Source organism: Nitrospira sp. (genome assembly GCA_029194665.1).
Taxonomy (GTDB): Bacteria; Nitrospirota; Nitrospiria; order Nitrospirales; family Nitrospiraceae; genus Nitrospira_D.
Genome location: JARFXO010000001.1, coordinates 957,599 through 981,493 on the forward strand (window position 1 = coordinate 957,599; position 23,895 = coordinate 981,493).

Here is a 23,895-nt window from a genome sequence, read left to right on the forward strand (position 1 = left end):
CTCATCAAGAAAGCGACACCGTACGACAACAAGACCGGACAGGCGGCCATTACGAAAGCACTCATGGATATCGTCGGCCCCGCCGAAGCGCTCGAATGAGTCGTTAACCGTGAATCGTCAACCGTTGTCACACGCAAACCGATGCCATAGGAAGCACGATTAACGAATACCGTTTAACGATTAACAAGGCAAGAGGAGCGATATGAACACGGGTAAAGTCATACAAGTCATCGGACCGGTCGTGGACGTGGAATTCCCTCCCGGCCGGCTACCCAACATCTACAATGCGATCAAGGTGACGCAAGAAGAGAATAAGGCTGCGGGCAAGCCCGTTGTGAATATCACGCTTGAAGTCGCCCAACATCTCGGCGAAAACCGTGTGCGTGGGGTCGCCATGTCTTCGACCGACGGGTTGACGCGCGGCATGGATGTACAGGATACCGGAGCTCCGATCTCGGTGCCGGTCGGACGCGAAACCCTCGGCCGTCTCATCAACGTGCTCGGTGAGCCGGTCGACGAAAAGGGACCGATCAAGGCGAAGAATAACTACCCGATTCATCGCCCTGCTCCCAAGCTCGAAGATCAGGAAACCAAGACAGAAGTGCTGGAGACCGGTATCAAAGTCGTCGATTTACTCGAACCCTACAGCAAGGGCGGCAAGGTCGGACTGTTCGGCGGCGCCGGGGTGGGTAAGACCGTCATCATCATGGAACTGATCAATAACATCGCGTTGCACCACGGCGGATTTTCTGTGTTCGCCGGTGTCGGGGAGCGAACCCGCGAAGGAAACGATCTCTGGCACGAAATGCAGGAGTCGAAGGTCATCGACCCGGACGATTACACGAAGTCGAAGGCCGCTCTCGTGTATGGACAGATGAACGAGCCTCCCGGAGCCCGTCTCCGCGTCGCGTTGACCGGCTTGGCCGTCGCCGAATTCTTTCGCGACGAGGAGAATCAAGATGTGTTGCTGTTCGTCGATAATATCTTCCGATTTACCCAGGCCGGTTCGGAAGTATCCGCGTTGCTGGGCCGCATGCCATCCGCAGTGGGATATCAGCCGACTCTCTCGACGGAGATGGGTGCGTTACAAGAGCGCATTACGTCGACCAAGCGAGGTTCGATCACCTCCGTGCAGGCCATCTACGTGCCGGCCGACGACTTGACTGACCCTGCTCCGGCGACGGCGTTTGCACACTTGGATGCGACCACCGTGTTGTCCCGATCCCTCGCTGAGTTAGGGATTTATCCGGCGGTCGATCCTCTAGACTCGACTTCGCGTATTCTTGATCTACAGATCATCGGGGATGAGCATTACAAGGTTGCGCGCGGCGTACAGTCCGTCCTCCAGCGATACAAGGACCTTCAAGACATTATTGCGATTCTTGGGATGGACGAGTTGTCGGAAGATGACAAAATGGTCGTGGCTCGCGCCCGGAAGATCCAGCGCTTCCTGTCGCAGCCCTTCCACGTCGCCGAAGCGTTTACCGGCGCCCCAGGCAAGTACGTCAAACTCAAGGATACGGTCCGTAGCTTCAAAGAGATTCTCGAGGGCAAGTATGATCACTTGCCGGAGCAAGCCTTCTACATGGTCGGCCCGATCGAAGAAGCGGTGGCCAAAGCCGAGAAAATGGGAGTGAAGGTTTAGAGAGGTGATGAACCGAGCATCCTCCTTGCTCGCGCAACGCGCGGTCTCGGAAGACCCTCGTTGCATGCGCGCACTGGAGGACACCTCGCTTCCTCGCCTCTAGAGGGAAGGTAATTGGGGAAGAGAAATCATGGCGGGAAAGATTCTATTGGAAGTCGTGACGCCGGAGAAGCAGCTGCTGAGCCAGCAGGTGGATGAAGTCATTGCCCCTGGGTCTGAAGGAGAATTCGGCGTCCTCCCGGGACACTGCCATTTCCTGTCAACCCTTCGCATCGGCGAACTTCGTTATCGTGTTAATGGTCACGTCCATTCAATGGCCGTTCTGTGGGGCTTTGCTGAAGTCACCCCGACTAAAGTCACGGTCATGGCCGAAATCGCGGAAAAAGCGGAAGACATCGATGTAGACCGTGCGACGGCCAAAGTCGCTGAGGCGGAGCGACGTCTTCAAGCGGGCGGCTTGCCGTCCGAAGTCAAAGAAGCCGAGATCAGTCTCGAAAAGGCTCGGCTTCGCAAGAAGATCGCCGAGCGGACGAGAAAGATCGGCCACGCCTAGGTTACTCGATTCCTGCCGTGCCCCGAGGACCCAACGCGATAGTACGAAAGAGGTCCTGGGTATCATCCCGCCCGGCAGAACGACCTCACCTCTGCCGGGCAGGGAGTCAGTCCTAGCTGAACCATCGACTCTCTCAAGCGGCTGTAGATGCTCAGTAGCCATCGTGGCTGGACGCCTCTGTTGCCGGTTGTCTCAACTCAATACTGATCACGATCGCGCCCATGACATCGTTGAGCTTGAAGTCACGCTTCGGGCTGTCGGGATGAGCATTGTGACAGCCGATACAAGCCTGTGTGACGGCCAGATCGGCATACACCGCCTCAAAATACCGCTTATCAGCCACCCTCGTGACTCCGGTGTAGGGACGGTTGGGTTGAGCCATGATGGTCCCGAGTCCGATGCTTTCCATGGCATTCGTCGCTATATTGCGCTTGTTGATCGGCCACAAGCTGATCAGCCGGTAATGCATGCCGAGGCCTCGCTTGTCGTTGTACCGTCCCGATTCCAACAGGAATTGAGCGGGTAGGGGCAACGTATGCTTCTGTTCCCAGTTTTCCGATGCGACGACCACACCTTTCGCTTGCATACGCTCCACGACATGTTTGGTATAGATATCTCGGTCGGCCTCGATGACGGCGTGGATATAGTCGGCCACCGTTTCGATCGGGAGGGTGATCGCTGCCGTTTCAGGAACAGCGCGAGCCGGCCAAAGGACGGTCGCGCATCCTACTGCAAATCCCAGCAGGGCGGCTCTCCACCACAATGTTTTGGAGGACATCATAGGTACCTCCTGGTTGTGCGCGCGGATGGATTGTCTGACCGGTTCCAGGCCGCGAGCGGATGAATTGCACGGATGTTCAACACGAGAAATCGTTGTGCCGGTAGACGAACCGATCCCCGGGCAGGATCAGTAGGAGCGCTTACATGAAGGGATCGGAAGGGTCTGATGGACCTGTGCAGGTCGATAGGTAAGCCTGTCTTACGGGCGGGTTCCCTGTGGTGCAAGAAATCGTGGGAAGGTACCAATGACATGGCCCCATTCCCTTGCTCTCATGACGTGACGCGTCCACACGAGCATACGACACTGAAGCATACTCTCCAGTTCTACACATTGTCCAATCGCTGTCGGCGGGAGTCCCGGGCAGGAGTACAGGCACCACTGAAGGCGCTCATCAGTCGCTTTGGCATGATTCTTCGTCGTATCTTTCGACTTGATCCCTGGAAATGGGTCACCGGCTAACTCGAACTGCCTCACGAGGGTCCTGGTGCGAACCTTGGTTCTTTACTACGATGAGTTGAGGGAACAACATAGAATGTAAACGAGTCCTGGAACGAGACTGTATCTTGGGTCAGGTGATGGCTCCGTCGAGTCGACAGCAGTTCTGAGTTCAGTCCATGCAGCTCCCATGTGAAGCCAAACTGAAAGACGGCACCCCAATTGAGCTGGTGCTGGCAGGAAACCAGGATTTGCCCCTGCTCGCCAGGCTCTATGATCGAATCGTCGCCGAGGGCACGTCGTACCCCCACGAGCGTCCATTGAGCCAGGACGAATTTCAGGATTATTGGGTACGGGGTAAGAGCACGGTGGTAGCCTACGAACGGCCGCGGAAGGACAAGGCCGATCTGCTCGGAGCCTTCTATCTCAAACCGAATTGGCCCGGGCGGGCACGGCATGTTGCGAATGCAGGATTCATTGTCGCCCCGGAGTGGCGGAATCGCGGGGTAGCTTGGCTGCTCGGCGCCGTGATGCTCGACTACGCCAAAGAACTTGGGTATCGCAGTGTGATCTTCAACCTCGTTTTTTCCGAAAATCAGGTCGCGCGTCACTTGTGGGAGAAGCTCGGTTTCCGTCTACTCGGCGTGATTCCCGGTGCGGTTCGCATGGACGACAGTCAGTACCAAGACGCGATCATTATGTTTCGCTCGTTGATCTAGGTTGAGTTTTCCATGTCAACACAACCAATCTGGAATCCTCAACAATACGCAGAGCATGCGCGGTTTGTGACTGACCTCGGCGCGCCCCTGATTGACATGCTGGCTCCCAAACCGGGCGAACGTGTCCTGGATCTTGGTTGCGGCGACGGGGTGTTGACGAGGCAGCTCCTAGACCTTGGGTGCGATGTCGTCGGAATAGATTCGAGCCAGGCGATGGTCGAGACGGCGAAGGCTCTCGGCGTCCATGCTCAGGTGATCGATGGGCACCGGCTTCCCTTCCACCAGGAGTTCGATGCGGTCTTCAGCAACGCGGCCCTGCATTGGATGGTGAAACCGGACGAAGCGCTGTGCGGTATCCGGCACGCATTACGCCCAGGTGGCCGGCTCGTGGCAGAGTTCGGGGGGAAAGGCAACCTCACCAACCTGCTGGCCGGGCTTCACAAAGTTCTCAAGACCTACGGGTGCGATCCTACGATCATTCAGCCCTGGTACTTCCCGACCGCAGAGGAGTATGGTGCGAGGCTGGAACGGCAAGGGTTTCAGGTCATCACAATCAACCTGTTTCCTCGCCCGACCGGCTTACCGGGCGATATCACGAAGTGGTTGGAAATGTTCGCCCAGCCCTTTTTTGATCTCATCCCCAGCGCGAGTCAAGCAGAATTCATTGCACGAGTGCGTGAGACGCTGCGACCGGTGTTGGCAAATCCAGATGGCCGCTGGACGGTTGATTATGTCCGCTTGCGTTGCCACGCCGTCAAGCCGACCGTTGGGTGATGAGAAAGTTCACACCGTTGCCGTCATGGAATTCTGATCACGGGACATCGTTTGCCTTGTAATCGCTCTCCGGGCTACAGGGATGAGGATTGTGGCAGTCGGTGCAAGCTTGCATCACGGCGTAGCCTGCCTAGACGAGTTGTCTTGACGCCTCATGGGGGCGTAGTCTAGGCTTCCTCCCCTAGGCGCTGGTCTTTCTGGACTCGCGAGGGACGACCGAGCCTGTTCCAGTCATATCAGAACTGTGAGGGGTGCGGATGACGTATTGTGTGGGGGTCATGGTCGAGTCGGGCTTGGTGCTCGCGTCCGACTCACGGACCAATGCGGGCGTAGATCAAATCGGCAACTTTCGGAAAATGACGGTGTTTGAGCGCCCAGGTGATCGGGTGATCGTGATGCTCAGTTCCGGCAATCTGGCGGTGACCCAGGGGGTGGTGGCCCTGCTGGAACAGGGGGGGCAGATGTACCAGCACAACATCTGGAGCTGCGGCTCCATGTATGATGTCGCCTGCCTCGTGGGCGAGACCATGCGCGGGGTGCAGAACCGAGACGGACCCTATCTGTTGCAACACAATATCGATGCCAGTGCCGCGTTTATCCTGGGAGGGCAGATCTACGGCGAGCGGCACCGGTTGTTCAATCTCTATACGGAAGGCAATTTCATTGAAGCAACGCCGGATACGCTCTACTGCCAGAACGGGGAGGTCAAGTATGGGAAGCCGATCATCGACCGAGTGGTCACCTATTCGACCGGCCTGATGGAGGCGGCGAAATGCGTCCTGATCTCCTTTGACTCCACGATGCGCAGCAACATCTCCGTCGGTCCGCCGATCGACTTACTGTGTTATGAACGAGATAGCCTCAAGGTCGCCCTCCAACGACGACTCGGAGACCATGACTCCTATTTCGACAACATGCGCGAGCAATGGGGAGCTGGGTTGAAGCGGCTGTTCAGTGAACTGCCTGATCCGCATTGGAACAATTGATCCTATGAGCATCAGGGTCGCCCTGAACCATAAGACCCATTATCGTTTCGACCGGCCGGTGAGCCTATCCCCGCATGAGATCCGGCTGCGCCCCGCCCCCCATTGCAGGACCCGCATTCAGAGCTATTCGCTGAATATTCGTCCCACCAATCATTTCATCAACTGGCAGCAGGACCCCTACGGCAACTATCTGGCGCGCGTCGTTTTTCCGGAGCAGACCATCGAACTCGATGTGGTGGTGGATGTGGTTGCGGACATGACGGTGATCAACCCGTTCGACTTCTTCATCGAGCCTTCCGCCGAACAGGTTCCCTTTGCGTATCAGCCGCAGTTGGCCAAGGAGCTGGCCCCTTTTCTGGAAGTGGACCCCTGCGGTCCGCTGCTCGGCGCATGGCTTGCACAATTCAGACTGGCTGATCGCGACGAATCACACGCGACTACCGACTTTCTGGTCCGACTCAATCAGCGGCTTCAAAGAGATATCGACTATATAGTTCGGTTCGAACCAGGCGTACAGAGTTGCGAGGAGACATTGCGCCTCCGGCGAGGCTCGTGCCGTGACAGTAGCTGGTTGCTGGTGCAGATTCTGCGGAATTGTGGTCTGGCGGCGCGGTTTGCGTCGGGGTACCTGATTCAACTGGTAGCAGATGTGAAGCCTCTCGATGGGCCGGCCGGGCCCAAGCAGGATTTTACCGATCTCCATGCTTGGGCTGAGGTCTATATTCCGGGAGCCGGCTGGATCGGACTCGACCCAACGTCCGGCTTACTGGCAGGAGAAGGACATATCCCCTTGGCCTGCACGGCCTCTCCGTCCAGCGCCGCACCCGTGATCGGGAGTACTGGTGTCTGCGAGTCCGAGCTGGACTTCCGCATGACCGTGACACGGATTCACGAAGATCCACGTGTCACGAAGCCCTACAGCGACGAACAATGGCAAGCCATCGAGACGATGGGCCGCCGGATCGATGCCGATCTGCGGGCCGGCGATGTACGGCTCACGATGGGAGGCGAGCCGACGTTCGTTTCGATCGACGATATGGAGGGGGCCGAGTGGAATACCGAAGCGCTCGGTCCCACCAAGCGGAAACTCGCCGGCGATGTGCTCAAACGGCTGAAGAGCCGTTTTGCGCCTGGTGGGCTGCTGCACTATGGTCAGGGCAAATGGTATCCGGGTGAAGTGCTGCCCCGGTGGGCATTGGGCTGCTACTGGCGGCTGGATGGCGAACCGGTCTGGTCCAATCCCTCATTGGTTGCCGATGAATCAGTTTCTTACGGCTATTCGGCTGATCGCGCGCAGAAGTTTGCGGCCCGTTTGGCCGAACGGCTGAATCTCGATCCCGCCTTTGCCATCCCCGCCTATGAAGATGTCTGGCATTACCTGATGGAGGAACAGAAGTTACCGGTCAATGTGGACCCGCTCGAAAAAGACCTCAAAGATCCGGAACAGCGCAGGACGTTAGCACGCCTGCTGGATCGGGGGTTGGGTGAAGTGGCGGGCTATGTGCTGCCTCTAAGAGCAGTAGCGTCGTCGCTCCATCACTCTGGTCCGCGCAAAGCCCGATGGATCTCCGGCCCATGGCCGCTCAAGCGAGGGCGGCTGTATCTGCTACCGGGAGATTCACCGATGGGCTATCGGCTTCCTTTGACCGCGCTCCCCTGGATAGCCCCTGATGATGTTGAAATCGAGCAGGAACGCGACCCGCTGGAGGCGCGCGAACCACTAGGATCAGCTGGGGCTGGACGGCGTGGAGCTGATGTGCCAGACCAGCTCCAACTCGCGATCAATAAAACATGGGCGGTCGGTGAATCGGCTCAGGCGGTGCTTCGGACCGCCCTCTGTGTCGAAGTCCGGCAGGGACGACTGCACATCTTCATGCCGCCTCAGGCTTATTTGGAAGATTACCTCAACCTGGTCAGCGCGGTTGAGGAGACTGCTGCTGAGTTACAGAGCCCGTTGTGGGTGGAAGGTTATCCACCTGCGTATGATCCTCGCTTGCAGTCCTTCAAGGTGACTCCCGATCCAGGCGTCATTGAGGTCAACATTCATCCGGCCAGGACCTGGGAGGAGCTGGTCAGCAACACGCAGATCCTCTACGAAGAAGCGCGCCAGTCGCGGCTAGGGACGGAAAAGTTCATGCTCGATGGGCGTCATACCGGCACAGGCGGCGGAAACCATACCACGCTGGGTGGTCCCACGCCGGGGGACAGTCCGATGTTGCGCCGCCCGGACCTGCTCCGGAGCCTCACCACCTACTGGCTGAATCATCCCGGGTTGTCTTACCTCTTTTCCGGCATGTTTGTGGGGCCGACCAGCCAGGCGCCCAGAGTGGATGAAGCCCGTCATGACCACCTGTACGAACTCGAGATTGCGTTTCAGCAGATGGCGGCCAAACAGCAGGCCGGGCAAGACACAGTGACTCCGTGGCTGGTGGACCGCTTACTGCGACATTTGCTCGTGGACCTGACCGGCAATACGCACCGCGCGGAATTCTCCATCGACAAGCTCTATTCCCCGGACTCCGCGACAGGCCGCCTGGGATTGGTGGAATTCCGGGCCTTTGAAATGCCGCCTCATCCCCGGATGAGTCTGTCGCAGATGTTGTTACTCCGCGCCCTCGTCGCGAAGTTTTGGAAGCAGCCCTATCATGCTCAGGCGGTGCGTTGGGGAACCGAATTGCATGACCGGTTCATGCTGCCCCATTTCGTCTCGCAAGACATGAGGGATGTGCTGTGGGACTTGCGAGCCGGTGGGTATCAATTTCAGAGCGAGTGGTTCGCGCCATTTTTTGAGTTCCGGTTTCCCCGGTACGGGAGCGTGGTCTTCGAGGGCGTTGAGATCGAACTACGACAGGCGATTGAACCGTGGCACGTGTTGGGGGAAGAAACGGTTGCGGGCGCCGTTGCGCGCCATGTGGACTCGTCGGTGGAACGCATTCAAGTCAAGGTCAACGGCATGATCGATCCGCGCCACGTCGTGACGTGCAACGGCCGTCCTGTTCCGTTTCATCCGACCGGGACGCGCGGTGAATTCGTCGCGGGGGTCCGGTATCGAGCCTGGCAACCGCCCTCAGCCCTGCATCCGACCATCCCGGTGCAGTCCCCGCTGCGGTTTGACCTGGTCGATACCTGGACTGGCCGTGCGGTCGGCGGCTGCACTTACCACGTGGTGCACCCGGGAGGACGGAGCTACGACGTCTTTCCCGTGAATGCGAACGAAGCCGAAGCCCGACGCCTCACTCGCTTCTGCGACCATGGCCACACACCGGGTCCGATGAACGTCCACCCCGAGGAGCGGAATCGGGACTTTCCCTTTACCCTCGATCTGCGACGGAGTCCCGGGTGATCGATTGCAGAGCAATCGGAGGCTGGGCGAGTGAGACAAATACGTCATGGTTGGACGCACCGCTAGACGACGCTTCCGACAGCTTCAAAAGAGCTCCTCCTGCACCATCTCCAATTTGTGAAGTCGCGCAATATGAGAAGGAAGGGAATAAAGGGGACATTCTGGTTATCCTCTCGCATTAAGGGAATCGCGGCCTAGGGAATCTCACAATGTTCCCGTTTCGGCTCGTTTCGGCTTCTTAGGGTGTGGCGCTGAACAGGCAAGGGTGGCATACTAACCTTGTGAAGAAGGTCGTGCTGCCGGTCGGGCGCTGATGGGTTCTTACCTGGGGGGAGGATGATGTCAAAGGTAGATCAGCTCAAGACGGAAATCGAGGGACTTCCCAGGGAGGAGTTCAGTGAACTCGTCCGGTGGCTTTCAGAAAAGGATTGGGAGAGATGGGACGAGGAGATCGAAGCCGACTCCGAGGCTGGACGGCTTGACTTCCTGGTGCGTGAGGCGCTCGACGAGAAAGCTAAGGGGCCACTCAAGGACCTGTGAAGCATCGCACCACGGCCCGGTTCTGGGCTTCCTATGCGCGTCTGCCAGAAGCTGTCCAGAAAGTGGCCCGACAAAACTTCGACCTCCTGAAAAAACATCCTCGGCACCCTTCTTTACACTTCAAGAAAGTTGGCAAGCTGTGGTCGGTGAGGGTCGGACCTCATCACCGGGCGCTGGCAGTCGAGGATGAGGCGGACTTCATTTGGGTTTGGATCGGACCGCATGATGAGTACGAGCGGCGCATCAAGCAACAAGGCTAACGTTTCAAAGGACTTGACCAATGAGAATCAGAGAACTCCGGGTACAACCACACTGGGTGCTATCCGCGGCGCGAAGAAAAGGCACAACCGGCGGCTTCATAACAGGGCCAGCTAACCACGGCTTGCAACCGACGACGGCCAGGAGGTTCATGAGCCCAACGCGGCTGAACCGGGGTCGTTTGGCACGGTAGACGCCTCACTGCACTTTCTCCTTCACCACGTTCCCTTCGATCGGGCGCAGGGCGAAGAACGTTTCGTAAATGGCGTCGTCGGTCCGATTGAGCTTGAGTTGAAAGTCGTCGAAAAACTCGTGCAACCCGCCCGACAGGATGTCCGCCATATCGGCGTAGTCCATTTCCGACCGTAACCGACCCAACCGCTTTTCCGCCAGATTGCTATGCCTGTCGCTCTCTGATCCGACAATCGCATGGAGTGAATCTTCGGCCTTGATGAGGCAATAGCGGATGGCCCGCGGAAAGTTCGGATTGAGAATCAGAAACTCCGCCACCTGGTTGGGCGAGATGCGGCCATGTTGTTTGCAATACATCTCTAGGGCGCTGGCGGACTTCAACAAGGCGGACCATTGGATAATGTCGAACGGCGTGCCGACTTCGGCCACGGTCGGGAGCAGCATGAAATATTTCACGTCGAGAATCCGGGAAGTCTTATCCGCTCGTTCCAGCAGGCGGCCGAGTCTGGCGAAGTGCCAACCTTCTCCGTGCGACATGGTGGCGTCGGTAATGCCCAGGAAGAGGTGGCAGTTCGCTTTCACATCCGTCAAAAATGTGTGGAGATTTCGGCTGGACAGGCCCTTCGAGACACCGTCTCTGACCATGAGATGAAAGCGGTTGACCTGCTCCCACATCTCGGTGGAGATGATTTCCCGGACCGTCCGAGCATTCTCCCGGGCGGCCAGGAGGCAAGAGAGAATCGAATTGGAATTTGTGGCATCGGCCAAGAGAAACTGGATCACGGTTTCCTTCGTCGCTTTTCCATAGCGACCGGTAAAACTTTCACGATCTCCCGTTGTGGCCACCAACGGCTCCCACTGCTCCGTGGTGCCTCTGGGAAGGTCAAGGGTGAGGTTCACGTTCACCTCGATGAACCGCGCATAATTCTCCGCCCGTTCGATGTAACGGTTCAACCAATAGATGGAACTGGCGACACGGCTCAGCATCGTCGGTCGAGCGCGGGACGGTTGTTGGTTTGAGCTTCAGCGGTGAAGTCGTCGTTCATGAAAGGACCCAGGTATCTTTATTGCCCCCGCCTTGAGACGAATTCACCACGAGTGACCCTTTCCGCAACGCCACGCGCGTCATGCCACCCGGCAGGACGTACACATCACGTCCATACAAGACGTACGGGCGTAGATCAACATGGCGACCTTCCAAGTGATCCTCCACCAAGGTAGGCACTCGCGAGAGGGCCAGAGTGGGTTGGGCAATGTAATTGCGCGGATCGGCCTCGATGCGACGGGCATACTCCTCGCGATCTTGTCGCGAGGCCTGTGGGCCTATCAACATCCCGTACCCACCGGCTTCATTGGTGGCTTTCACGACCAGTTGATCCAAATGCTCCAAGACATAGGTTCGATCCTGTCTATCCGAACAGATATAGGTGGGTACATTCGGGAGTATCGGTTCCTCCGCCAAATAGTAATTGATGATCTTCGGGATGTAGGCATAAATGGCTTTGTCGTCCGACACACCTGTACCGGGCGCATTGGCGAGCGCGACTCGGCCTCTCTTGTAGGATTCCATCAGACCGGGGACTCCAAGCAGGGAATCGCTTCGAAACGCCAGGGGGTCCAGATAGTCGTCATTGATCCGGCGGTAGATCACATCGACACGTTGAGACCCCTTGGTGGTGCGCATGTGGACCGATCCCTCTACGACTGCGAGATCGTTGGCTTCGACCAATTCCACTCCCATCTTTTGCGCGAGCAGGGAATGTTCGTAGTAGGCGGAATTGAAAGTGCCCGGCGTGAGAATCACGACGGTCGGATCCGGAAGCTCAGAAAGGGAACGAAGGGTTTCCAAGAGTTGGCTTGGATAGCCATCAACCGGCCGGACACGATAGGCCTCAAACAGCTCAGGAAATGTCCGTTTCATGACCTGTCTGGCCTCCAACACGTAGGCCACTCCGGACGGGCAACGGGTGTTGTCTTCGAGGACATAGTACCGGCCATCGCTGATTCGCACCAGATCGATCCCGGCAATGTGGCACCAGATACCTCGCGGTGGATGGAGGCCCATACAGGGCTGCAAGAAACCCTTGCTGGAATGAATCAGCTCGTTAGGAATCACTCCGTTCTTGATGATCCGTTGATCGTGGTACACATCGTCGATGAACAAGTTCAACGCGCGCATGCGCTGACGAAGGCCGGATTCAATGTGCTCCCAATCCGACGCCGAAACGATCCGTGGTACGATGTCGAAGGGGAAGATCTGCTCATGTCCACCATCGTTCCCGTAGACGCCGAACGTCATCCCCATGTTGAGAATCACGCGTTCAGCCGCTTCCTGTCGTTTTTTCAGCTCCCCTTCCGGCAGTGATGCAAACTTCCGCAGTAAGAGCGTGCTTCCGGATCGCGGCTGGCCTTTCTCCTCGTAGAGCTCGTCGTAGAACCCCTCTGGGTCGTAATGCGAAAATCGTATGCTCATGTGAGTTACCCCAGGGTAGCCACCCTAGCAAAACCCCTCGTTGGCTTCAACTGCTCCGCTGAGAGAGGCCAGAGCTTAGCGGACCGGGTTGCGTTGATACTATGACCCTCCGTTACGAAGGAAGCAAACCGCCGGCAATAGCCGATTGCATTTGACCAGAGCTCTTTAGTAGCGTGTTCTGCTCATGATTACAGAATTTATCATCACTTCCGGAGAACAGCCGAAACGGCTGGATCTCTTTCTCGTCAATCGAGAACGGGAGATCTCGCGGTCTGCCTTGCAGCGGCTGATCGAGCTGGGGCGCATTCGAATCAACGATCAGGTGGTGAAGGCGAGTCACAAGATCAAACCAGGCGATAGAATCACCATGGATGTCCCGAAGCCGGAGCCTCTTTCAATCAAGGGAGAGGCCATCCCTCTTCAAGTGCTGTTCGAGGATGAATCTCTGCTGGTCTTGAATAAACCGCCTGGCATCGTCGTCCATCCTGCTCCGGGGAACTGGACCGGTACCCTGGTGAACGCGCTGCTCCATCATTTCCAAACATCGGGCGGCACGATCTCGACCATCGGTGGAAAGGAGAGGCCCGGTCTCGTCCATCGACTGGACAAGGAAACATCCGGCGTCATGGTCATCACCAAGACCGACCAGGTGCACCGCGCGCTTGCGGCGCAATTCAAGCACCATACCATCACCCGGGTGTACGAAGCCTTGGTCTGGGGCGTTCCCAAGAAAGGCCGAGGGTTGATCGAACTGGCTATCGGCCGGGACATCAAAGATCGAAAGAAATTTTCTCCGAGAACGACCAGTCCTAAGGAATCGGTGACGGAGTATGTAGTGGAGCGGCGGTATGGGAAAGCGGCTGCCCATGTGCTGCTGTATCCCCGAACAGGCCGCACTCATCAGCTTCGGGTTCACCTCGCTTCCTTGGGACATCCCATTCTGGGGGATCACACGTACGGCGGACGGAAGGTCTGTACGGTCGATGAAGTGGTGATTCCTCGGGTGATGCTCCATGCCAGGACACTGGGATTCGTTCATCCAACGACGGGTAAAGTGGAGGAATTCACGAGGCCGATTCCCGGTGATATGGAGACGGTGACGAATGCGTTTGAAGAGCTGATACTCGCCACCCATGGTAGGGCGCGCGGATCAGCCGCGGAATTCCATTTTGCTGAGGACGCATGCTGACCACCGAAGTACTTGATACCGTGGGAGGGTTAACGTCCCACCTCAAGTCCTATGCCGCTAAACTTCCACCCATTGTCCACTTGAGCTCGCTACCCTCGGGAGTGAAACCTTCTTTCGAGGCGGTGGATGGCTATGAAACCATCGTGTCACGTGCGCGAAGCCAGAGTGCCGGCACCCCATACAAGTCGCTGAATGAATCGTTGGTGTCATCTCTGGAGGCGTTTGAAATCGGAAATCTCCTCGGGGCCGTTCAGCCGCTTCTCTCGGCATTGGATCACTTGGAACGAATGCAACGGGATAAGGAAATTGAGATCGGACCGGTGGATGAAAAGCGACTCAAGGACTATCGAGCCGCTTTACAGAAGATCCTTCCGGGCAATCAGCCTGAGCTGGATGGTGCCGGTGGAGGGATGTGATGCCGCAGTTTTGAGTTCTGCGTGCGTAGTTCTTAGTTTTCCGGAGAGACCCCAAACTCATCACTCAAAACTCACAACTGAAAACTCAGCAAAGCGGCTAGTGCCCCATCTTTGGCCCTAATGCGTTCGGGCCAACGGTGACAAGTTTGAAGCGCGCAACACTCCCACAGTGAGGGCACTTCGCTCGAACGGTTTCATCGTCGAGCACCTCGTACTCATCCGGTTTCAGCCACATCAGCTGGGCACACTTTGGACAGGTTCGGACTTGCGTTGACATCGGTTTCCCCGTACACTTCAAGACGATTCGGGAGATACTCTAGTATAAGATGCCTCCAACCCTCAAGTCCGCCGTCACCTACTCGTCGAAAGAACTCCCGGAAGCAGGTCAGCTCATCAGACTGTTTCACCAGGCGCCTTGGGCCAAGAGCCGATCGCTCGATGATGCGAAGGACATGCTACGCCATACCGACCTAACTCTGTGTGCCTGGGATGGTAATCAACTGATCGGGTTCGGCCGAGTGCTCACAGACTTCATCTACCGTGCAACGATCTGGGATGTGATCGTCGACAAGGCGTATCAGGGGCAGGGAGTGGGGAGCGAGATCGTGCAGCGCATCCTCAATCACCCCCGCCTCAAGCGAGTGGAGCTCTTTTGGCTCTGTACCAGGCGTCCGGGTTTTTATGAAAGACTGGGCTTCAGTTCAAAGGAGCAGACCGGCATGGTGTGGAGCCGGGGCAAAAATCGCCGTCTAGGATAGAAACTGTTTTCCTGGTGTAGCCGACCCTTCCGCAGTCACACGAAAGGCTGGTCACAGCCCGGCGGTACCAAGCTAGAAAAACATCTTCCCGCCAAAGAGAAAGCCGAACGAGGAGGCATTCCAATCATCATTCCTGAATCCGTTGACGGTCGCGTGACCGTTGTTTTGTTTGTAGGCCCATTCGACGTTGAAGGCGAACCGTTCGGTGAACCGGTAATCGCCTCCCCAGCCTAATCGCCAGGCGAAGTTGTTGCTCGGACTGATGCTAGTAGGCGTATCCTCGCCGAAACTGTTGACGTTCACGCCGAAGCTCATGTTCACATAGGGGGTGAACCGACCTACTTTCACCGGACGTAGCTCTATTGTGGGAAGCACAGATACTGTATCTTGATGTCCCAGGTCCGTGTCAGTTCGCTCTACGCTGACTCCGTGCCGTTCCCACTCAAGCATCATTCCGATCAAAAACCAGGTATTGAGACTGTACATACCTTGAAAATTGACCAGTGGTCCTATTGACGTCGAAGTATTCTCCGTGAGCTGCTGGGTAAGCGGGGCAAAGCCTGCTCGATAACCCACTATCCACTTGCCTGCCTCAATCCCCCCGAATCCTTCAGCCAAGGCATCGGTTGACGTGAGGATCACCGTTGCAGCAATGACGACCAACAATCCAACCAATCCAGCCCGCAGACCTCGTCTCCGCATGGACTCCTCCTCTCGAATGTGGCCGCTTCGCTCGCATGTTGATACTGACAGATTCGGTATCTCGTTACACTTGGAGAAACGAGAACTCACCGCCGATTCCCATCGGGGGAGAGGGCTCGCATAGACATAGCATTATAGCGAAAGCGGGGCAAGGTACTTAATGAGAATGAGCGGCCCGCATCCGCCGCACACGTTTCGGCGAGAAGAAAACCGAGATGAAAAACAGAGTGGTGGCTAGTAGGACAATGGCCGGCCCGGAAGGCACATCCCACAGGGCAGAGATCAGGACACCGGACACGGCCGTCAGAATGCCGATTGCCGAGGAATAGAAGGTCAGTGCCGCGAGGCTATGGGTGAGTTGGTAGGCGGTCGAGGCCGGAATCAGGATCATGGCAAAGACCAAGATCGCTCCGACGGTTTTCAGGGACACCACCACCGTCAAGGCGATCAACGTCAGGAGGAGAAAAAATATCTGACGGGCCGGTACGCCGGACGCTTCGGCCATCTCTTGGTCGAAGGCGATGAAATAGAGTTCTTTTGCAAACAGGAGCAGAAGGCCCAACACAAGAACGCTCAACGCTCCAATGATGCGTAGTTCTTCGGGAGTGACCGATAGAACGCTGCCGAATAAGAATCCGTACACCTCGGCATTGTAGGTTTTCATCAGTCCGATAAAGAGAATGGCCAGTGCCATGGTCGTGGTGTAGAGAATACCGATTGAGACGTCCAGCTTCATTCGGCCACGTTCTTCGACCCATCCGGTGATCCAGACCGTCGCAAGGCCGAACACAATGGCGAGCAACAAGGGCGGCCATCCCATCAAGTAGCCGAGTGTCACGCCCGCAAATGCGGCATGTGACGTCCCAGCGCCGACGAATGCCAATCCCCGCAATACCACGAACACCCCGATGACGGAGCAGAGCCCACCCACCATCGCTGCGGCAAGCAGTGAGCGTTGCATGAAATCATAGGTGAGAAGATCCAACATGGCCGGCAGTCAATTCCTAGTGGTGATGATGGTAATCTTCGACGATGACAAGATCGTTTTCTGTAATAACGAGGTCTTTGCCGTATACCTGGTGAAGGATCTCCGGTTTGAGAACCTCCGCTGGGGGAGCGGCGGCGAAGAGTCTGGTTTTGAGAAGAACCATTCGATCCACTCGTGAGCGAATCATATTAATGTCGTGCGTAATCAGCAGGACCGTCAGCTTGAGCTCCTCGTGAAGGTGTTGGACTAGCTCAATGACATTGTGTTGAGTGGTGATATCCAGACCGGTCGTCGGTTCATCCAATATCAGGACCTTGGGTTGCTGGGCCAGGGCCCTGGCGATGAAGACGCGCTGTTGCTGGCCGCCGGACAGATGCCCGAGCGCATTGTCTTGGTGAGATTCCATTCCGACCTGAGCCAGTGCCTCCAGCGCGATGTCCCGATCCTTCCTCCCTGGGCGTTTGAACAGGCCCAGTGCTCCGTAACGACCCATCATCACCGTTTCAAGAACCGTCACCGGAAAATTCCGATCGACGACACCTTTCTGGGGGAGGTAGCCGATTTTTGCGCGATGGTGGCAGCGGAGCTCATCACAGGCACAGTCGAAGATATGAAGATGGCCCTCTACTGGAGCGAGAAGGCCCAGTACGGCGCGGCAAAGCGTCGTCTTGCCTGATCCGTTCGGGCCGATGACTCCCACGAATTCGCCCTCGTAGATAGTCAACGAAATGTCCTTGAGGGCGATGAGCCCGGGAAATCCGAAGGAGGCATGGTCGAAGCGGATGATCGGCTCGCGGAGGTCAGACACGAAATCCGAAGCTCCTTCCGGCGCCAAGACGAGAACGGTTACGAGGTTGTTTCCAGCGCACTGGCCAATTGGAGCACATCATAGCGAAGCATGTCGAGGTAGGTCTCAGTTCCCGCCAAGCCGCCCGGCATCGCCGTCAAGACGACGACGTGGGCCTTGGTCTCCCGCGCCAGTAGCTCCGGGAGTCGCTGGCTGAGTTGAACCTCGGATACGACAACTCTGATATTCTCCTTTCTCACCTTCTCAATGAGAGACTGTAGATGAAGGGCGGATGGTTCTGTGCCGGACTGGGTTTGAATCGTGCCGACAATGTCGAAGCTGAATCGCTTTGCCAAATAGGGCCAAGCTGGGTGATGGGCGATGAAACGCCGGTCGGTTAGCCGCTGGGTGCGCTCAAGCAGTTCCTTTTGCACCTGACCCAGCCGTCGGAGATAGGCCGCTTGATTGGCCTGGTATTCAGCCGTATGACTCGGGTCCACTTCAATGAAGGCTTGGGTGATATGGCGCAGCATGATGGCGACATTTTCAGGGTCCAGCCAAATATGCGGATTCCCGGCTTCTCCTTCACGATGCGTCCCTTCATGAGCATCGGCGCCGTCTCGAATCAGCTCTACCCCCTGGGATGTCGTGATCACACGTAACGATTGGTCTCCCGCATTCTTCACCAGGGATGAAACCCAGACCTCCAGTCCCATGCCGATTTCCAACAACAGCCTGGCCTTCCGGACTGCGACCAGATCGGTGGGCTTGGGTGAATAGGTATGCTCGTTTTCGTAGCCGCTCAACAACGAAGTGACTCGTACGTACCGGCCACCAACCTGCTGCGCCAGATCTTGCAGGACGGGAATCGTGACCACCACAGGAATCGGGTCGCGAGCCTCCGCAATAGGGCCGGAGAGGAGAAAAACTCCCGCTAGCACGGCAAAGAAAGAACAGACAGGCGACTCCCACAGGTGGTTGACCAGAAACATCGGCGGGGACGGTACCATCCGCGTATGATGGTGTCAACGAGATCATGAGGGCATACCGCTCAATAGGCCCTGTCCATTCGACTCCTTGACCACACACTAAAGTTCGATTAGCGTAGCACACCCGTGGGCCCCGGGCATTCATGCGGCGGGTGAAAGGATACAGGAGATGAACGTTGTCGGATTGATGTCAGGAACCTCAGCGGACGGAGTCGATGCGGCGTTAGTCACCATCGTCCGTCAGAAGGGCGGTCTCCATGTCCGGATGCTCGCGTTTCATTCGCTTCCGTACCCTCGTTCGCTGCAGCGACGAATTCTCGCGGCATCGGTTTCCGGAACGGTGGCGGACATTTGCCACCTGAATGCGCTCCTAGGCGAATGGTTTGCCCACGCCACCTTAGGCGTCATTCGGTCGGCTCAACTATCCCCGGAAAATGTAGACCTGATCGGATCTCACGGCCAAACAGTGCACCACCTGCCGCATGGCATCAAAGATACAGGTGTCGGCGCCATACGCTCCACTCTTCAGATCGCTGAGCCGGCCGTGATTGTCGAACGCACCGGGATTACCACGGTGGCGAATTTCCGTCCACGCGACATCGCGGCCGGCGGACAAGGGGCGCCGCTTACCCCAGGGGTCCACGCGCTGCTGTTTCGACATCCGCGCCGCGCCCGGCTCATCGTAAACCTTGGCGGCATCAGCAACGTCACCTACCTTCCTCGCGGATCTGGCTCCGATGAACTCGTCGCGTTCGATACGGGGCCGGCGAATATGGTGCTCGATGGGCTCATGTCCCGTATCACGAATGGCCGGGCCTCGATGGATCGCGAGGGACGATTGGCGGCCAAAGGCCGGATCGATTCAAGATTGCTCGCCAAACTTCTCGCGCATCCGTATCTTTCTCAGGCGCCTCCAAAATCGACCGGTCGCGAGGCGTTTGGCGCGAAGATGCTGGAAGAATTGCTTAGCTGGCAACAAACACGTCGGTTGGCGGTCGAAGATCTTCTGGCTACCTGTAGCCGCTGGACTGCCGAATCGGTCGGGACTGCAAGGCGGTGGATCAAGGGCGGGATCGATGACGTGATCGTGGGTGGGGGCGGTGTCCGGAACCGGGCGATCATGGGACATTTAGCTGACATCTTTGCTCCGGTGCCGGTCACGCCGTTTGAGACGCACGGTTGGGACAGTAAGGCTCTGGAATCGGTCGCTTTTGCCGTCCTGGCGTATCAGACCGTGATGGAACAATGCGGGAACGTCCCATCGGTCACGGGGGCAGCGTCCCCAAGGCTGTTGGGTTGCATCGTCCCAAGCGGCCCACGGTGGCATGAACGGCTGCGCTCGCGCAAAGGCGGAAGTAAGACAAGATGAAAATTCTTCTGGCCGGTGCGGTCATCGCGGTGAGCATCGGTCTTTGGGGCTATCTGAGGAGTGTCCGTCGAAGAAAGCAACGGGCATCGCCGTTTGCCATTCCTCCCGGCGTCACCATCGGTTCCGCCCGCTTGCTCGCGGAGGAGGAGGTCGCGTTGTATAGCCTCCTGCAAATGGCCGTCGAAGAGCGCTACCTCGTGTTTAGTCAGGTGCCGCTCTGGTCATTCGTCGAGGTCGAAGCGGCGGCAAAGGTGCGTTCCGATGTTTTGCGTCAGATCGCGCTCAAACGAGTCGATTTCGTCTTTGTCCATCCCGGGTCGTGCCGCGTCGAACAGGTCGTACTGATCGAACGCGAATCCTCGGACCCTCATCAGACCGACCGGCAGCACGTCATCGAGTCGGTGCTCGACGCGGCGGGGATCAAGCTGACGAAGCTGTCGTCGAGTAAGAGCTATTCGCTACCAGATCTCGCCGCTCAATTGGGGATCGCTGCAGAGGAGTGACGAGGGCGGAGTCGGTGCAATCGAACACGTGGGTTCCTATGGCGATTCAGTTGTCGAGGCTTCGGCACTTGGGTTAGGCTCGATGACTTTGCGAGCGACTTCAGCTTCCGGGCTATCCGGGTATTGATCCACAACTCGGTCAAACATGAGTCGTGCCGTCTCGTGATCGCCCAGTTTCGTGTACGTCTGGCCGAGCTTCAGCGTCGAAGCCGCCGATTTAGGGCTGAGGGGGTAATTGGACACGACCTCATAGAACGACTTGAGCGCGTCTCGATATCGCCTCATCCGGTATTGGCATTCTCCGATCCAATATTGCGCATTCGCTGCCAAGGCGGATTGGCTATGCAGCTCGATGAAGAGTCGGAAACCTGCCATCGCTGCCTCATAGTCGCGGTGCTTAAATTCATCCATCACGCGATCGTATAATCGGCGGGTCGTGTCCTGCCGTTGAGTAGGGGCGGACGAGGACTGGCCAACCGGAAAGAGAATAAATAGGACGATGAGAATTCTGATACATTTGCGGAGCATAACCAGCCTCCATCTTCTTATATGACAGTCGAAAGGCTTATCTACGCAATCGGTATGCCAGAGCCATGATCATTCAGGTACGAGAACCGTTGAAAAAATAGAATTTTACTCAATTCCAGAATCCTTCGGTCTTGATCGTCTTCAGGGACGTGTAGAGGAAGACACAGATTTGTACAAAGTGGTTCGCATTCCCTCATCCAGGAATTCGGTCTTCAATGAACTCGCTCCCTGCCAACGTCCTAACGAAAGCGATAAATATCTCCTGAGGAGAGCATCGTGACTGAAGAGACCATTCCGTCCAACCCCTTGGGCGGACGAACATTGGTTGTCGATCGCGTTGATCCGCGCTGTTATGGATCTCCAAGCGCCGCACTGAAGGATGTCGGTGAATCGGACCAGGTCTATGTCCGTCCTGGGATTTATGAGGATAAGCTGGTCGTCACTCAACGACCGGTGCGGCTTGTCGGTGCCGGACGAGATAGGGTTCAAATCTTCTGCCGACGTGGCGGCCCGCTCTACCTACAGGAGGTGCCGGAAGGGTGGATAACCGGCATCACGTTCCGCTATGTCGGCAGCGATCAACATTCGGCTCTCAACATACTGAACTCCACCTGCATCATCACGCAATGCCGAGCGATGGAAGGAATCTTGTCGGGAGTGGTCTTGTATGGACCCGAATGTCGGGTCGCATTTACCGACAACGAAGTGTGCCGCAATCGGGAGTCGGGCATTTTCGTCTTTGCCGGTGCTCAACCCCGAGTGGCCGACAATCGCTGTGTTGAGAATCACCATTTCGGCATCGCCGTCAGGGATGCGGGTAGTCGTCCGGAGCTGGTGCGGAATCTCTGTGAAGAAAACATGCTGAGCGGCATTCTCTTGTTCCATCAGTCCGAAGGGTTGATTGTCGATAATGTCTGTCGGAATAATCAGCATTGGGGCATTCTCCTGACACCCGATTCGCATCCCAACCCGGCGCCGTCGGCGCTTCCTACAATGAATCGAATCGAGCTGAATCCTATGGGGGCGTATTCAATCTCCGATCAGCCCCTTGCTGAGATCGGGCGATGATGGCGGCCAGGGGCCCTGATGAGTAGAGGATCGTTAACTCAAGCGGGTGGAAGAAGGCGAATCATCGGGGATGTGAAACTGAAAGGAGCTTCCCCCTTGCTGTTTGGCCCGGTACATCGCGGCGTCGGCATGCTTCAAGAGCTCATCGACTTCGTGATCATCGGTCGGGTAGACGGTAATCCCGATACTGACTCCGATCGATGCCCTGTGCTGGCCAAGGTGAAATGGATCCGCCAATAACTTGGTGATTCGCTGTGCGACAAGCGTGATGTCCTCTTCGCACGTCAGGCCCTCAAGGATAATCGTGAACTCATCTCCTCCCATGCGGGCGACCGTGTCCACTTCACGCACACACTGTTGAAGTCGTTCCGCGACGGCCTTCAAAACCTGATCGCCGACATCGTGACCCATGGTATCGTTCACCGGTTTGAATCGATCAAGGTCAAGCAGCATGAGACCGAGAGCCTGTTGGAGGCGTTTGCTGCGCGCCATCGCTTGGATAAGGCGATCACGAAACAACGTGCGGTTTACAAGGCCCGTCAGCTGATCATATTGGGCAAGGTAGGTCAGGTGCTCCTCAGCCCGTTTCCGTTCTATGGCATAGCGGATTGAGCGGGCCAACAGCTCCGACTGCCCCTGCCCCTTGACGAGGTGATCCTGTGCCCCGTTCTGGACTGCTTGTAGCGCGAGTGTTTGGTCATTGAGTCCGCTCAGCACGATGATGGCAATTGTAGGATTCGCGGCTTGCATTTGACGCACGGTTGAGGGTCCGTAACCGTCGGGCAGCGATAGGTCGAGAAGGACGGCGTCAAAACGCGCCCGGGCCAGACGTGCAAAGGCGTCGCTCAAGCGGGTCACGCGGATGATCTCGAATGCTTCCATGTCACATTCCAGCAGAATATCTTGAGTCAGCCGCGCATCGACATCGTTGTCTTCAACCAACAGGACCTTGATCATCGCGCTCCGGGCTAATGCTTTCTCCCTGCCCCTCCCGACCAACGCTTCACACACATGATAAGTATAGCCAAAGCCCCTGAATCAACAAGCGAATCGTCGAAGCAGTGCCTTCCGTTTTTAGCTTCACCGAGGGTCCATGGGAGGGATGTACGCTCACCGGCAAATGAGGCACCGCAGTAGCATGCAAAACAGTCAGCTGGTCATCCAGCGATTTGGCGAAGATCGTGGACCACAGCATCCGCCCCTGGGTTGTGTCGATTCAAAATGGAAAAAGGAAGTGGAGAGGAACAATTGAGTCATGAACCCTGAGAAATGCTACGGAGGTCACCAGGGTAGACACCGATTGGACCCTGCGGTGGGCCGATTGCAGCTTCACAGGCGTATCCCGGTTCAAAGGGCCATAGTAGCGAACGACCCAGGACGCTGCCACGGATGTGAACATACCGTAACGTGACACCCAAGCGAGCAGCGTCATCCTTAACCTTCTGAGTACATTCGTCTGACGTATATCCACGGCGTGAAATCAGAAGCGGCTCTCCGGAGGCGCTGAAAAAGGAGAATTCGCTTGCGCATCCCGTTACCGAGCAGACCACACAAATAATTCTGGTAAGCCGCTGCAGCCGTGTTCTTAAAGGCATGGTCCCGTCTCTTTTGGGATACCCTCTGGTGATCCCAAGATCAAAAGACATATCAGACCATAACACGAAAACCCGCTTTCAATCGACCCGAGCACAAATTTTATCCCGATCTTAGGGGAGGGCGTATCCCTGCAGAAATTGCCTCCTTCTCGGCAAGAATATTCTTGTAGCTCTTGCGGCATATCATGATCATGGCCGTACAGAGCCCATTATCGACACCATTCCCTCTGGCACAGAAGTTGACGGAGATGATCGAGCTTTGTTTTTTGAGACCGGCGGTTGGGTCCTCAGCGAGGTCCGTCCG

General features: G+C 56.8%; 22 protein-coding genes. 13 read left to right on the top strand and 9 right to left on the bottom strand.

The window, feature by feature from the left end; all coding sequences use genetic code 11:
- Positions 1–202: 202 nt before the first annotated feature.
- Complete coding sequence (gene atpD, locus P0119_04610; GenBank protein ID MDF0665342.1) at positions 203–1,645, top strand: F0F1 ATP synthase subunit beta; 1,443 nt, start codon at positions 203–205, stop codon at positions 1,643–1,645.
- A gap of 130 nt (positions 1,646–1,775) precedes the next feature.
- Positions 1,776–2,198, top strand: a complete 423-nt coding sequence (locus P0119_04615; GenBank protein MDF0665343.1) for a F0F1 ATP synthase subunit epsilon — start codon at positions 1,776–1,778, stop codon at positions 2,196–2,198.
- A gap of 151 nt (positions 2,199–2,349) precedes the next feature.
- Here the strand turns inward: P0119_04615 and P0119_04620 are convergent, their stop codons facing one another.
- Positions 2,350–2,979, bottom strand: coding sequence for a DUF3365 domain-containing protein (locus P0119_04620; protein MDF0665344.1), 630 nt, complete (start codon positions 2,977–2,979; stop codon positions 2,350–2,352).
- A 614-nt stretch (positions 2,980–3,593) separates the two neighbouring features.
- Here P0119_04620 and P0119_04625 point away from each other — a divergent pair.
- The 5 genes from P0119_04625 to P0119_04645 all read left to right on the top strand — a co-directional run bounded on the left by P0119_04625 (position 3,594) and on the right by P0119_04645 (position 9,776).
- Positions 3,594–4,133 carry a GNAT family protein gene (locus P0119_04625; GenBank protein MDF0665345.1) on the top strand — a complete coding sequence of 180 codons (540 nt, stop codon included), beginning with the start codon at positions 3,594–3,596 and terminating at the stop codon, positions 4,131–4,133.
- 12 nt (positions 4,134–4,145) lie between these two features.
- On the top strand, positions 4,146–4,907 hold the full coding sequence (locus P0119_04630; protein MDF0665346.1) for a class I SAM-dependent methyltransferase: 762 nt from the start codon (positions 4,146–4,148) through the stop codon (positions 4,905–4,907).
- A 257-nt stretch (positions 4,908–5,164) separates the two neighbouring features.
- The gene (locus P0119_04635) at positions 5,165–5,893 is read left to right on the top strand and encodes a peptidase (protein MDF0665347.1); all 729 of its coding nucleotides are present in this window, start codon (positions 5,165–5,167) and stop codon (positions 5,891–5,893) included.
- Positions 5,894–5,897: 4 nt separating this feature from the next.
- On the top strand, positions 5,898–9,236 hold the full coding sequence (locus P0119_04640; protein MDF0665348.1) for a transglutaminase family protein: 3,339 nt from the start codon (positions 5,898–5,900) through the stop codon (positions 9,234–9,236).
- Between the two features lie 336 nt (positions 9,237–9,572).
- The gene (locus P0119_04645) at positions 9,573–9,776 is read left to right on the top strand and encodes a hypothetical protein (protein ID MDF0665349.1); all 204 of its coding nucleotides are present in this window, start codon (positions 9,573–9,575) and stop codon (positions 9,774–9,776) included.
- Between the two features lie 456 nt (positions 9,777–10,232).
- On the opposite strand, the gene P0119_04650 is transcribed toward P0119_04645, so the two are convergent.
- Both P0119_04650 and P0119_04655 read right to left on the bottom strand, forming a co-directional pair.
- A complete protein-coding gene (locus P0119_04650) occupies positions 10,233–11,213 on the bottom strand; it encodes an alpha-E domain-containing protein (GenBank protein ID MDF0665350.1) in 981 nt (326 codons plus the stop codon).
- Between the two features lie 55 nt (positions 11,214–11,268).
- Complete coding sequence (locus P0119_04655) at positions 11,269–12,699, bottom strand: circularly permuted type 2 ATP-grasp protein (GenBank protein ID MDF0665351.1); 1,431 nt, start codon at positions 12,697–12,699, stop codon at positions 11,269–11,271.
- Positions 12,700–12,883: 184 nt separating this feature from the next.
- Here P0119_04655 and P0119_04660 point away from each other — a divergent pair, with 184 nt between their 5' ends.
- From P0119_04660 to P0119_04670, 3 genes are all read left to right on the top strand, one after another.
- Positions 12,884–13,888, top strand: coding sequence for an RluA family pseudouridine synthase (locus P0119_04660; GenBank protein ID MDF0665352.1), 1,005 nt, complete (start codon positions 12,884–12,886; stop codon positions 13,886–13,888).
- Positions 13,882–14,304 (top strand): hypothetical protein, encoded by a 423-nt coding sequence (locus P0119_04665; GenBank protein MDF0665353.1) that lies wholly within the window; start codon positions 13,882–13,884, stop codon positions 14,302–14,304. The genes P0119_04660 and P0119_04665 overlap by 7 nt, the downstream gene beginning before the upstream one ends.
- 326 nt (positions 14,305–14,630) lie before the next feature.
- The gene (locus P0119_04670) at positions 14,631–15,062 is read left to right on the top strand and encodes a GNAT family N-acetyltransferase (protein ID MDF0665354.1); all 432 of its coding nucleotides are present in this window, start codon (positions 14,631–14,633) and stop codon (positions 15,060–15,062) included.
- 72 nt (positions 15,063–15,134) lie between these two features.
- Here the strand turns inward: P0119_04670 and P0119_04675 are convergent, their stop codons facing one another.
- From P0119_04675 to P0119_04690, 4 genes are all read right to left on the bottom strand, one after another.
- Positions 15,135–15,764: an outer membrane beta-barrel protein gene (locus P0119_04675; protein MDF0665355.1), complete on the bottom strand. Its 630-nt coding sequence runs from the start codon at positions 15,762–15,764 to the stop codon at positions 15,135–15,137.
- A gap of 157 nt (positions 15,765–15,921) precedes the next feature.
- Positions 15,922–16,752 (bottom strand): metal ABC transporter permease, encoded by an 831-nt coding sequence (locus P0119_04680; GenBank protein MDF0665356.1) that lies wholly within the window; start codon positions 16,750–16,752, stop codon positions 15,922–15,924.
- A gap of 16 nt (positions 16,753–16,768) precedes the next feature.
- On the bottom strand, positions 16,769–17,560 hold the full coding sequence (locus P0119_04685) for a metal ABC transporter ATP-binding protein (GenBank protein MDF0665357.1): 792 nt from the start codon (positions 17,558–17,560) through the stop codon (positions 16,769–16,771).
- Between the two features lie 38 nt (positions 17,561–17,598).
- Positions 17,599–18,549 (bottom strand): metal ABC transporter substrate-binding protein, encoded by a 951-nt coding sequence (locus tag P0119_04690; GenBank protein ID MDF0665358.1) that lies wholly within the window; start codon positions 18,547–18,549, stop codon positions 17,599–17,601.
- 148 nt (positions 18,550–18,697) lie between these two features.
- Here P0119_04690 and P0119_04695 point away from each other — a divergent pair, with 148 nt between their 5' ends.
- Together P0119_04695 and P0119_04700 are read left to right on the top strand one after the other, a co-directional pair.
- Entirely contained in the window at positions 18,698–19,897 is a 1,200-nt protein-coding gene (locus P0119_04695; protein ID MDF0665359.1) for an anhydro-N-acetylmuramic acid kinase, read from the top strand.
- Entirely contained in the window at positions 19,894–20,400 is a 507-nt protein-coding gene (locus P0119_04700; protein MDF0665360.1) for a DUF2726 domain-containing protein, read from the top strand. Before P0119_04695 ends, P0119_04700 begins: the two co-directional genes overlap by 4 nt.
- A 36-nt stretch (positions 20,401–20,436) precedes the next feature.
- On the opposite strand, the gene ybgF is transcribed toward P0119_04700, so the two are convergent.
- Entirely contained in the window at positions 20,437–20,928 is a 492-nt protein-coding gene (gene ybgF, locus P0119_04705) for a tol-pal system protein YbgF (GenBank protein MDF0665361.1), read from the bottom strand.
- Between the two features lie 276 nt (positions 20,929–21,204).
- Here ybgF and P0119_04710 point away from each other — a divergent pair, with 276 nt between their 5' ends.
- Positions 21,205–21,996 carry a right-handed parallel beta-helix repeat-containing protein gene (locus P0119_04710; GenBank protein MDF0665362.1) on the top strand — a complete coding sequence of 264 codons (792 nt, stop codon included), beginning with the start codon at positions 21,205–21,207 and terminating at the stop codon, positions 21,994–21,996.
- 33 nt (positions 21,997–22,029) lie between these two features.
- On the opposite strand, the gene P0119_04715 is transcribed toward P0119_04710, so the two are convergent.
- Positions 22,030–22,953 carry a GGDEF domain-containing response regulator gene (locus P0119_04715; GenBank protein ID MDF0665363.1) on the bottom strand — a complete coding sequence of 308 codons (924 nt, stop codon included), beginning with the start codon at positions 22,951–22,953 and terminating at the stop codon, positions 22,030–22,032.
- Positions 22,954–23,895 lie beyond the last annotated feature (942 nt).

Excerpts from the sequence above, each read along its gene's own strand:
- atpD (MDF0665342.1), top strand. The coding sequence starts at position 203 with ATGAACACGGGTAAAGTCATACAAGTCATCGGACCGGTCGTGGACGTG.
- P0119_04615 (MDF0665343.1), top strand. The coding sequence starts at position 1,776 with ATGGCGGGAAAGATTCTATTGGAAGTCGTGACGCCGGAGAAGCAGCTG.
- P0119_04620 (MDF0665344.1), bottom strand. The coding sequence starts at position 2,979 with ATGATGTCCTCCAAAACATTGTGGTGGAGAGCCGCCCTGCTGGGATTT.
- P0119_04625 (MDF0665345.1), top strand. The coding sequence starts at position 3,594 with ATGCAGCTCCCATGTGAAGCCAAACTGAAAGACGGCACCCCAATTGAG.
- P0119_04630 (MDF0665346.1), top strand. The coding sequence starts at position 4,146 with ATGTCAACACAACCAATCTGGAATCCTCAACAATACGCAGAGCATGCG.
- P0119_04635 (MDF0665347.1), top strand. The coding sequence starts at position 5,165 with ATGACGTATTGTGTGGGGGTCATGGTCGAGTCGGGCTTGGTGCTCGCG.
- P0119_04640 (MDF0665348.1), top strand. The coding sequence starts at position 5,898 with ATGAGCATCAGGGTCGCCCTGAACCATAAGACCCATTATCGTTTCGAC.
- P0119_04645 (MDF0665349.1), top strand. The coding sequence starts at position 9,573 with ATGATGTCAAAGGTAGATCAGCTCAAGACGGAAATCGAGGGACTTCCC.
- P0119_04650 (MDF0665350.1), bottom strand. The coding sequence starts at position 11,213 with ATGCTGAGCCGTGTCGCCAGTTCCATCTATTGGTTGAACCGTTACATC.
- P0119_04655 (MDF0665351.1), bottom strand. The coding sequence starts at position 12,699 with ATGAGCATACGATTTTCGCATTACGACCCAGAGGGGTTCTACGACGAG.
- P0119_04660 (MDF0665352.1), top strand. The coding sequence starts at position 12,884 with ATGATTACAGAATTTATCATCACTTCCGGAGAACAGCCGAAACGGCTG.
- P0119_04665 (MDF0665353.1), top strand. The coding sequence starts at position 13,882 with ATGCTGACCACCGAAGTACTTGATACCGTGGGAGGGTTAACGTCCCAC.
- P0119_04670 (MDF0665354.1), top strand. The coding sequence starts at position 14,631 with ATGCCTCCAACCCTCAAGTCCGCCGTCACCTACTCGTCGAAAGAACTC.
- P0119_04675 (MDF0665355.1), bottom strand. The coding sequence starts at position 15,764 with ATGCGGAGACGAGGTCTGCGGGCTGGATTGGTTGGATTGTTGGTCGTC.
- P0119_04680 (MDF0665356.1), bottom strand. The coding sequence starts at position 16,752 with ATGTTGGATCTTCTCACCTATGATTTCATGCAACGCTCACTGCTTGCC.
- P0119_04690 (MDF0665358.1), bottom strand. The coding sequence starts at position 18,549 with ATGGTACCGTCCCCGCCGATGTTTCTGGTCAACCACCTGTGGGAGTCG.
- P0119_04695 (MDF0665359.1), top strand. The coding sequence starts at position 18,698 with ATGAACGTTGTCGGATTGATGTCAGGAACCTCAGCGGACGGAGTCGAT.
- P0119_04700 (MDF0665360.1), top strand. The coding sequence starts at position 19,894 with ATGAAAATTCTTCTGGCCGGTGCGGTCATCGCGGTGAGCATCGGTCTT.
- ybgF (MDF0665361.1), bottom strand. The coding sequence starts at position 20,928 with ATGCTCCGCAAATGTATCAGAATTCTCATCGTCCTATTTATTCTCTTT.
- P0119_04715 (MDF0665363.1), bottom strand. The coding sequence starts at position 22,953 with ATGATCAAGGTCCTGTTGGTTGAAGACAACGATGTCGATGCGCGGCTG.